This window comes from Nonomuraea zeae, from assembly GCF_005889725.1.
GTDB lineage: Bacteria > Actinomycetota > Actinomycetes > Streptosporangiales > Streptosporangiaceae > Nonomuraea > Nonomuraea zeae.
In genome coordinates this window covers 18,543-27,273 of sequence record NZ_VCKX01000164.1, presented here as the reverse complement: position 1 = coordinate 27,273, position 8,731 = coordinate 18,543, and the positions used below count along the sequence as shown (strand labels likewise).

General features: G+C 70.2%; 8 protein-coding genes. 2 read left to right on the top strand and 6 right to left on the bottom strand.

Features of this window, described 5'->3' with window-relative positions:
• The first annotated feature begins 174 nt into the window (after positions 1-174).
• The gene (locus tag ETD85_RS38695; protein ID WP_138694792.1) at positions 175-453 is read left to right on the top strand and encodes a hypothetical protein; all 279 of its coding nucleotides are present in this window, start codon (positions 175-177) and stop codon (positions 451-453) included.
• A 71-nt stretch (positions 454-524) separates the two neighbouring features.
• On the opposite strand, the gene ETD85_RS38690 is transcribed toward ETD85_RS38695, so the two are convergent.
• Positions 525-995, bottom strand: a complete 471-nt coding sequence (locus ETD85_RS38690) for a hypothetical protein (RefSeq protein ID WP_138694791.1) — start codon at positions 993-995, stop codon at positions 525-527.
• 275 nt (positions 996-1,270) lie between these two features.
• Between ETD85_RS38690 and ETD85_RS38685 the strand changes: the two genes are divergently transcribed.
• Positions 1,271-2,602: a glycoside hydrolase family 30 protein gene (locus ETD85_RS38685; RefSeq protein WP_138694790.1), complete on the top strand. Its 1,332-nt coding sequence runs from the start codon at positions 1,271-1,273 to the stop codon at positions 2,600-2,602.
• A gap of 81 nt (positions 2,603-2,683) precedes the next feature.
• Here the strand turns inward: ETD85_RS38685 and ETD85_RS38680 are convergent, their stop codons facing one another.
• From ETD85_RS38680 to ETD85_RS38660, 5 genes are all read right to left on the bottom strand, one after another.
• Positions 2,684-4,432, bottom strand: coding sequence for a spherulation-specific family 4 protein (locus tag ETD85_RS38680; protein WP_138694789.1), 1,749 nt, complete (start codon positions 4,430-4,432; stop codon positions 2,684-2,686).
• A 6-nt stretch (positions 4,433-4,438) separates the two neighbouring features.
• Positions 4,439-5,254, bottom strand: coding sequence for a carbohydrate ABC transporter permease (locus ETD85_RS38675; RefSeq protein WP_138694788.1), 816 nt, complete (start codon positions 5,252-5,254; stop codon positions 4,439-4,441).
• Positions 5,247-6,206: a carbohydrate ABC transporter permease gene (locus tag ETD85_RS38670; RefSeq protein WP_240779707.1), complete on the bottom strand. Its 960-nt coding sequence runs from the start codon at positions 6,204-6,206 to the stop codon at positions 5,247-5,249. Before ETD85_RS38670 ends, ETD85_RS38675 begins: the two co-directional genes overlap by 8 nt.
• Before the next feature lie 6 nt (positions 6,207-6,212).
• On the bottom strand, positions 6,213-7,466 hold the full coding sequence (locus tag ETD85_RS38665; protein ID WP_138694787.1) for an ABC transporter substrate-binding protein: 1,254 nt from the start codon (positions 7,464-7,466) through the stop codon (positions 6,213-6,215).
• Between the two features lie 70 nt (positions 7,467-7,536).
• Positions 7,537-8,664 carry an ROK family transcriptional regulator gene (locus tag ETD85_RS38660; RefSeq protein WP_138694786.1) on the bottom strand — a complete coding sequence of 376 codons (1,128 nt, stop codon included), beginning with the start codon at positions 8,662-8,664 and terminating at the stop codon, positions 7,537-7,539.
• Positions 8,665-8,731 lie beyond the last annotated feature (67 nt).

The following is an 8,731-nucleotide window of genomic DNA, read 5'->3' as shown; positions in this document are numbered from 1 at the left end:
GGCATACGAGATGTCTTAGGGTCCCGTGGGCTCGGAGATGTGTATAGGAGACAGGGATCCCCCGCCCCGGGCCCGGACACCCCACAGCAAGGCCCGCAGACCGGACAGCAGGGCCCGGACAGCACGCAACAGGGTCCGGGGGCCGGGCAGCAGCATGGGCTGAAGGTCGGTGACGTGTTGTCCGGGGCGCCGGACGGCGCCGGATTCGTCGTCGAGGAGGCGGACCCGCCGCACACCCTCGTCCTCGCCAAGCGCGGCCCCGACGCCACCACGACCTGCTCCATCTCCCTTCGCGACCTCGACGGCAGGACCCGGATGGTCGTCCGCGTACGGATCCGCGCCCAGTCCACCCTGCGCGGCACCACCTACCTCGCCACGATGGACATGGGCGACTTCCTCGCGATGCGCCGGCAGATGCTGACCATCAAAGAGCGCGCCGAATCCACGCATTGACCCTTGCGCACCAGGCCGTCCGAACGCAGAAATCGGCCGTTCAAGCCGGAAATCCGGCCACATCAACCTGGCTATTGAGAATTGTCCGGACCGGAATGCGGTTCCCGGTCCGGCAGCCATTCACCGGTCTTTCGGAATTCGCCCGGGCAGCGCCGCTCCATGAGCGCCGGCCCGCGACGGCGGGCTCTCCTGCGAAGACGCCGCCGGGCCGTGCCGCAGGCGCTGCCCACCGTCCCGCAGGCGCTCCCCACGGTCCCGACCGCCAGGAAGCCGAGCAGCCTGGCCTCGTCGTCGGGCCAGGTCAGGGTCAGCTCCCCCATGCCGTTGAGCAGGAACCCGGTGGCGAAACACCAGGCCATCACCCCGATGGCGGGCCCCACGACCAGGCGCCGCGACCAGGCCGAGAAGGTCGCGGCGGTGACGGCCAGGACCGCCACGCCCGCAGTGGCGGACATGGTCAGGGCGGCGGTCGCGCAGGCCAGCGCGACCAGGACGAACGCGCCTCCGATCAGGAGCTCCACCGGCGGCTTCGACGATCCCATGAGCCCTCCAACATCCCTCTCCGACAATCGTCATGGATATCGGCAATCGCGGAACATGACCGGGGACCGCACATCTTTCTGGTTATCCCGCGACGCGATGACCACTGTTCACGGATTTAGCGCCGGGAGTGGGAAATTTCGCCGATTCGGGCAGTGCCCGCACACGCCTCTTGACCAGCCTGTGATCAGGTGGTTGACGGCACCCCTCTTCCGCGCTTACGGTTCCGGCCATCGGCGAAACATATCGTCACGGATCCGAAATTTTCGGAGGGCGCATGTTACGAGGAGTTGTCGCGGTCACGTTGCTCGGACTCCCGGCGGTGAGCCCGACGCACCAGGCCGGCCAGCCGGCCGTCATCGTGAACGAGCGCGTGAGACACCAGGACATCGACGGCTTCGGCGTCTCCCAGGCGTTCCGGCGCAACGAGCTGCTCAAGGCGCTGACCCCTGAGCAGCAGCGGGAGATCCTGGACCTGTGGTTCGACCGCGGCAAGGGCGCCGGGCTCAGCATCCTGCGGCTGGGCATCGGCTCCTCCCCGGCGGGCAGCCCGTACGACCACATGGTGTCGATCCAGCCGGAGGACCCGGGCGGTCCCGACGCCCCGCCCAGGTACGTCTGGGACGGCGACGACAACAGCCAGGTCTGGGTGGCCAAGGAGGCCAAGGCGTACGGCGTGCGGCGCTTCTTCGCCGACGCCTGGAGCGCGCCCGGCTACATGAAGGACAACGGCGACGACAAGAACGGCGGCACGCTCAAGCCCGAGTGGCAGCAGGCGTACGCGAACTACCTGGTGGCCTACACCAAGTTCTACGCCAGGGAAGGCATCAAGATCACCGACCTCGGGTTCACGAACGAGCCCGACTGGACGGCCACGTACGCCTCCATGCGCTTCACCCCCGAGCAGGCCGCCCAGTTCGTCAAGGTGCTCGGCCCGGTCGCCAAGGGCGTGCGGCTGGCCTGCTGCGACTCCTTCGGCTGGAACGAGGCCAAGGCGTACACGGCCGCGATCGAGGCCGACCCCGAGGCCCGCCGCTGGGTGAAGACCCACACGGGGCACACCTACGCCAGCGCCGTGGACGCCCCGCTGCCCACCTCCAGGCACACCTGGATGTCGGAGTGGAACCCCAACGGCAACACCTGGAACGAGAACTGGGACGACGGCAGCGGCTACGACGGCTTCACGATCGCGCAGGCCGTCCACGACGCGCTCACGCTCGGGAACGTCACCGGCTACGTCTACTGGCTGGGCGCCTCGCGCGGCGCGACCAGGGCGCTGCTGCAGATCGACGACGTGGCCAAGACGTATCACGTGTCGAAGCGGCTGTGGGCGCTGGCGGCGTACAGCAGGTTCATCAGGCCGGGCGCGGTCAGGCTGGAGGCGACGGCGGCCGACCCCGCGCTCAAGGTCTCCGCGTTCCGCAACGCCGACGGCTCCCAGGTCGTCGAGGTGCTCAACACCGGCACCGCGCCCGTCACGTGGAAGGGCGTGCGCGGCCGGGCGACCGCCTACGTCACCGACAACGCCAACTCGCTCACCCCGTCCCAGGTGACGGGACGCACGGTGACGCTCCCGCCGCGGGCGCTCACCACGATCGTCGTCCGGTGACGGTCGCCCGGTCATGACCGCAGGGGCCCAGGCAGTGCCGACCTGGGCCCTTGCCACCGGCCGAGAGCAGCCGGATACGCGTCAGGACACCGTGACGACCGGGCTGTAGGACTCGGGCGAGCTGCCCGAGCCGTGGAAGACCACCTTGTGCGGGCCCGCGCCCGCGAGCGGCACCCGCCACACGAACAGGTCGTCGGCCGAGGAGACCAGCGGGTTCGCGTCCACGGGCGTCCAGTTCCAGCCCTCGCCCGCGTGCCGGTAGAACCAGGAGTTCTCGATCAGGTAGTCGGCCCCGATCCCGGCCACCGCGAACCCGGTGGCCGGATCGTCGTCGAGGTCGATGTAGACGTGGTGGAAGTCGAAGGGCAGGTTGTAGCGCGTCTGGTAGGTGACGCTGTCCGCGGCGACGGACCCGCCCGGCTCGGAGATGGGGTCGCCGCTGGGCACGGTGGTGGTGACGCTCAGCGCCGGCGTGGGGGCCGACACGTTGCCGCCGTCGTCCCTGGCGGTCACGGTGAACGCGTACGAGGTCGCCGGGGTGAGGCCGGTGACCGGGACGGTGGCGTCGCCCGGCAGGAGCCCGGCGGGCAGCCGCAGCAGGCGCCGTCCGTCCATGAGCACGTCGTACCAGGCGGCGCCGGCGCTGCGCTCCCAGGCCAGCCGGACGCTGGCCACCTTGACCTGGTCCGCGCGCAGCCCGGCCGGGGTGGCGGGCGGCGACCGGTCGGGCCGGCGCGTCTCGATCGACGCGGGCGTCCCGGCGGCCGACACGTTGCCGGCCAGGTCCCGCGCCTTCACCGTGACCGCGTACCGGGTGCGCGGCTCCAGGTTCCGGACGGTGACGGCGGGGACGCGACCGGCCGTGCCGGCCACCCGCAGCCCGTCCAGGTAGACGTCGTAGCCGACGGCGTCGAGCGTGGGCCGCCAGGCCAGGCTCAGCGCGGTCGGAGTGCGTTCGACCGCCACGGCCGCGCCCGGCCGCGCGGGCGCGGCGGTGTCCCGGGCCTTGGCCGCCGCCAGCTCGGCCTGCCAGTACGAGGGCAGCGTGTCCCACGGGTTGGCCAGCACGTCAGGGGTGACGTAGACGTAGCCCGCGCCCCGCTCCTTGGCCAGCCGCATCGCGTCGGCCATCTGCTCCTCGGTGGCGGTGGCGTGCACGAGGTGCCAGAACCTGCGCGGGTCCCGGCCGCGCTGCCAGGCGGGCGGCTGCCAGCTCCGGTACGTCTCGTACGTGCCCTCGAACGTCAGGCTCACGTCGGCGATGTCGGCGTAGCACTCCTCGGTGCCGATGCCGGGGTTGATGACCGTGAACGCGCCCCGGTGCAGGCTCTTGATCGACTGGTCGAGCGCCCGGTAGGTGCCGGAGTAGGAGTTCGACGGGCCGCAGACGTTCTGCACCTCGTCCAGGAAGACGCCGCCGAGCCCGTACGCGCCGTAGAGCTCGTACCAGCGGGCGACCTCCTGCTGCGCCTGCGCCAGCCAGGCCAGCGGGGTGGTCTCGCCGAGCCTGGTGGCCCGGCCGGTGCTGCCGAGGTAGCCGGTGGCCACGTACCCGAGCACGGTGATCCCGGCCGCGCGGGCCTCGGAGAGGGCCTGCGCGTAGTTCGGGTCGAAGTCCTTGCCCGGCCCGGAGAACGGGTTCGCCACGACGATCCCGACGCCGGGCTCGGCGAGCTGCCGCCACAGCTCGCCGGGGTAGAAGTACGCGGGCACGGCGAGCGACAGCCCGGCCTGCGGGGTGCTCGCGGCGGCGGTGCCGGCCAGCGGGAGGGAGCCGGTGAGCGAGCCGAAGACCAGCACCACGGCCGCGGCGAGTCTGCGTAAGAACATGGGGGGTCAGCCTTTGCTGCCGGTGTGGGCGATGCCCTGGATGAACTGCCGTTGCAGGAAGACGAAGACGGCGATCACGGGAAGGGAGGCGATGAGCGAGCCGGCCATGAGGATCGGGTAGTCGGTCTGGTACTGGCCCTGCAGCGCCGCCAGCCCCGCCGACAGCGTCATCTTGTCCGGGTCGGTGTTGACCACCAGCGGCCAGAACAGGTCGTTCCACGCCCACAGCAGGGTCAGCACGGCCAGCGCCACCAGACCGGGCCTGGCCAGCGGCAGCATGATCGACCAGTAGATCCGCACCGGGCCCGCGCCGTCGAGCCGGGCCGCCTCCTCCAGCTCGCGCGGCAGCCCCAGGAAGAACTGCCGCAGCAGGAACACCCCGAACGCGCTGAACAGCCCGGGGACGATGATCGCCTGCAGGCTGTTGAGCCAGCCGAGCGACGACATGATCTGGTACTGCGGGATCACGAAGAGCTGCGGCGGCACCATGAGCACCGACAGGAAGACGCCGAACAGCACGTTCCTGCCGGGGAAGCGGAGCCGGGCGAAGGCGTAGGCGGCCATGGAGCAGAACAGCACCTGCCCGGTGACCCGGCCGGCCGCCATGATCACGGTGTTCAGGAACTGGTCGCCGAACGGCAGGAGGTCGAAGACCTTCGCGTAGTTGTCCCAGCGGCCCTCGGGCAGCAACGACGGCGGCACCTGGGTGGCGCTGCTCAGCGTCTTGAGCGAGGTGATGATCTGCCAGGCGAACGGGGCCACCATCGCCAGCGACGACGCGATCAGGATCGCGTGCACGCCGAACGCGCGACGCTCAGACATAGTGCACCCACCTGCGCTGGAGCCGGAACTGCAGGATCGTCAGCACCGCGATGACCACCAGCAGCGCGATCACGATCGCGGCCGCGTAGCCGCGGTCGTTGGTGACGAAGGCCCGCTCGTAGAACAGCTGCACCACGGTCTGCAGCCGCGAGTACGCCGGGTTCGCCCGCGCGGACTGCCCCGACCCGGTCATCACGAAGACCAGGTCGAACAGCTGCAGCGAGCCGATCACCGACACGATCGAGATGAAGAACGCCGTCGGCGACAGCATCGGCAACGTGATCTTGAAGAACTGCGTGACGCGGCCCGCGCCGTCCATGGACGCGGCCTCGTACAGCTCCTTCGGGATGGCCTGCATCCCGGCCAGGAAGATGATCAGGTTGTAGCCGATGCTGCTCCAGATGCCCACCACGACCAGCGCGTACATGGCGGTGGCCGGGTCGGCGATCCAGTTGGGCCCGTCCACGCCGAAGACCGCGAGCACCTGGTTGATCAGGCCGTAGTCGCCGTTGTAGAGCCACCGCCAGAGCATCGCGACGGCCACCGGCATCGTGACCACCGGCAGGAAGAACGCCGTCCGGTACGCGCTCACCCCGCGCAGCCCCGGCCGGTTGATCAGCGCGGCGAACACGATGGCCAGCGGGATCCCGACCAGGCCGAGCGCGGTGTAGGCCAGGGTGTTCAGCATCGCCCGGCCCACCTCCGGGTCGCCGGCGAGCCTGACGTAGTTGTCCAGCCCGGTCCAGGTGTGCCCGCCGAACGCGCCCCACTCGGTGAAGGAGAAGTAGGCGGTCTGCAGCACCGGCCACAGGTAGAAGATCGCCAGTCCCAGCCCTGTGGGGGCGATGAACGCGTACCCCCACAGTGCTTCCGTGCGGGGTCTGCGCTTCACCGCGTGGGCCGCACGGGCGGGCCGCCGCGTCTCGGGGCTGCCGAGAACCGGGGTGGTCACGTCACGTCACTCCTTGGCCAGCAGGTCGTTCATCCCGGCCGCGAGATCGGCGGCCGCCTTGTCGACCGGTACCTCGCCCGTCCACGCCTTGGTGAGGTGGGTGAGCTCCGCCTCCTGCCAGGCCGCGGTGTTCTTGGAGACCGGGTACGGCACCGCGTACGACACCGCGTCGAGGAAGACCTGCAGCTTCAGCTCGGGATGGGCGGCCACCCAGTCGCTCTGGGTGCCGTTGTAGGCCGGGATCGGGCCCTTCTTGCCGAGGATGTCGGCGGCCGGCTTGGAGCCGAGGAACTTGACGAACTCCCACGCCTCGGCCGGGTGCTCGGTCTTGGCCGACACCACGTTGGCGACGCCGTGGATGATCGTGGCCTGCTTCTCGCCCGTGGGCAGCGGGGCCACGTCCACCTTGTCCTTGGTGTAGTCGTTCTTGGTGAACTCGGCCACGTTCCACGACCCGCCCCAGTACATCGCCAGCTTGCCGGCCTCGAAGAGCTGGAGCGGGGCAGTGTCGGTCATGGTCTTGAGGTCGGGCGACTGCTTGCCCGCGATGAGGTCGGTCCAGAACTTCAGGCCCGCGATCGTCTTGGGATCGTCGTAGCCGGACTTCTTGCCGTCCGGGGAGATCACGTAGCCGCCGGCCTGGTAGATGGTGTTGTACTGGTATTCCTGGAAACTCGTGAGCTCCGCGCCGACGGCGTAGACGCCCTTGCCCGCGTCGGTCAGCTTGGCGGCGGCCTCCTTGAAGTCGGTCCAGGTCCAGTCATCGGCCGGATATTTCACCTTCGCGGCGTCGAAGAGCGTCTTGTTGTACCAGACGCCGACCGTGTCCATGTCCTTCGGCAGTCCGTACAGCTTGCCGTCGTAGGTGTAGAGGTCCACCAGGGGCTTCGGGTAGACCGAGGTGTCGACCTGCTCCTCGATCGGCTTGATCACGCCATTGGAGGCGTAGAGCCGGAAGTTGGGGCCGTTCATCCAGAAGACGTCCGGCGCCGCGCCGCCGCTGACCGCGGCCTTCATCTTCGTCCAGTAGTCGGCCCACGGGGTGAGCTGGACGTCGATGGCGACGTTCGGGTGCGTCTTGCTGAACTCGGTGGCGAGCTCCTGCATGACGGCCTGCTGGGTGGCGTCCCAGACGCCGTAGGACAGCGTCACCTTCTCCTGCGTCTGCGCGCCCGTGCCGGCCTGCTCACCACTGCCGCAGGCAGTGGCGAGCAGGGCCGCGCAGAGGAGCGCCGCACCGCTCCGAGCCGACTTCCACATCTCCCAGTCCTCTCCTAGAACGTGGGAGTAATGATGGAGTCCAGTGAAATTTTCTTCAAGAGTGGATGTGTTACAGATGGCTCACGAGCGGGGTGCGGCCGTCGAGCACGCGGTCCTCCACGTCGTCGAGCGCCAGGCGGACGGCCCCGAGCACCACGCCCTCGTCGCCGAGCGCGGACATGCGCACCTCGGGCGTGCGGATGCACCAGCGGTCGAGCTCGCGCCTGAGCGGCTCGATGATCACGTCGGCCGAGCGCGAGAAGCCGCCGCCGACCACGACCATCTGCGGGTCGAGCGCCAGCACCAGCGCCGACGCGCCGAGCGCCAGGTCCCTGACGTAGCGGCGCACCGCCGTGGCCGCCGCCTTGTCCCCCGCCCTGGCGGCGGCGAACACGTCGCCCGCCTCGCCGTTCGCGGCGCTCAGGTGCTCCTGGGCGCGGATCCAGCCGAGCACCGGCAGCGCGCCGATCTCGCCCGACGCGTTGCCGAAGCCTCTGTGCAGCTTGCCGTCGATGACCAGGCCCGCGCCGGTACGCAGTCCGGCCAGCAGGAACACCATGTCCTTGGCGTAGCGGGCCGCGCCGCGCCAGCACTCGGCCAGGGCGGCGAGCTTGCCGTCGTTCTCGACCAGCACGGGGCCGGGGACGAGCCGCTTGACGTGCGCGGCCAGGTCCACGCCCGTCCACTCGGGCAGCGCCTCCGACAGCATCACCCGGCCCGCGCCGTCCACCAGCCCGGTCGTGCCGACGCCGGCCGCCCACACGTCGCCGGGAGCGAGCCCGGCGCCCTCCAGGCAGTCGGCGACCGCCTGGTCCACCGCCGCCAGCCGCTCGACCCGCCCCATCTCGGGCGTGACGGGCACCCGCGCGCTGTTGCCCACGTTGCCGTCCAGGTCGGCGACCACCGCGAGCGCCTTGTGCCCGCCGATGTCCACGCCCAGCACCCGGCCCGCGTCGGCCCTGAAGCGGTAGCGCCTGGCCGGGCGGCCCACGCCGCCCGCGGTCGCGCCCGCCTCGGCCACCCAGCCCTTCTGCAGCAGCTCGCGGACGACGTCCTCGGTGGACGCGCGTGACAGCCCCGTGTGCTTGGCGACCTCGGTGAGGGTGAGCGACGGCCGGCCCTGCAACGCCCTGATCACGGCGAGCGCGTTGAGCTGCCTGAGACGCGACAGGTCCCCACCACTCAGCTCCCCGCTCATCGGCCCCCCTTGCTGTCAGCTTTCCCAGACCGAATAATGATGCTCTCCATGATATTTCTTCGGGGAA